At 56.2% G+C, this 306-nt stretch carries 1 protein-coding gene; it reads left to right on the forward strand.

Features of this window, described 5'->3' with window-relative positions:
* Positions 1-306, forward strand: a 306-nt coding sequence (locus tag Q4563_RS18555; protein ID WP_336623057.1) for an aminotransferase class I/II-fold pyridoxal phosphate-dependent enzyme, incomplete at both ends; no start/stop codon positions are given.

Here is a 306-nt window from a genome sequence, read left to right on the forward strand (position 1 = left end):
GGCTGGATGAGGCCAATATTGTCAAGCTGGCCAGCAATGAAAATCCGCTTGGCCCCAGCCCGAATGTGATTGCCGCCATTCAGGGTCAGCTGGCAGAACTGACCCGTTACCCGGATGGTGCCGGTTTTGATCTCAAGGCCGCCTTGTGTGAACGCCTGGGCGTGACCGCGGATCAACTGACACTGGGGAACGGCTCCAGTGATATTCTCGATTTTGCCGTGCGGGTTTTTGTCGACAAGGGCGATAACGTCGTTGTGTCGCAACATGCTTTTTCCATTTACGGTCTGGTGACCCGCGCCATTGGTG

It is taken from the genome of Gilvimarinus sp. 1_MG-2023 (assembly GCF_030548285.1).